At 66.3% G+C, this 513-nt stretch carries 1 protein-coding gene; it reads right to left on the reverse strand.

All coding sequences use genetic code 4. The features are described from left to right. Window positions 1-513, reverse strand: a 513-nt coding sequence (locus FJO69_RS07775) for a transposase (protein WP_140781577.1), incomplete at both ends; no start/stop codon positions are given.

Here is a 513-nt window from a genome sequence, read left to right on the forward strand (position 1 = left end):
GTTCTTTGTCGGGATCCATGCGGGTGGTGAAGTAGTCGGCGCCGAGATCCTGGTAAGGCCGGCCGGTGGCCAGCACGTGCCAAATGATGACGATCAGCTTGTGGGCGACGGCGATGATCGCCTTCTTGTTGGCAGCGGGACTGCGGAAGCCACCGAACTTGCGGACCTGGCGGCGGTAGTACTCGCGCAGGTAGCCATCGGTGCGCACGGCGGCCCACGCGCACTCGACCAGGACCGGCTGCAGGTGCTGGTTGCCTGTGCGGCGGGCACCGTGATGGCGTTTGCCGGCCGATTCGTGGTTGCCCGGGCACAGCCGCACCCACGAGGGCAGATGCTCAGCCGAGGGGAAGCAGGCCGCCGGGTCGGCGCCGATTTCAGAGATGACCGTCGCCGAGGCACCCGCCCCGATCCCCGGGATGGATGCAAGCAGCGCGCGTCGGGCACAAAAGGGATGCATCAGCTGCTCGATCTGCTCGTCGAGAGCACCGATCATCGCATCGAGCTGATCCAGAT

Origin of the sequence: [Mycoplasma] falconis (assembly GCF_006385795.1) — a bacterium.
GTDB lineage: Bacteria > Bacillota_I > Bacilli_A > Mycoplasmatales > Metamycoplasmataceae > Metamycoplasma > Metamycoplasma falconis.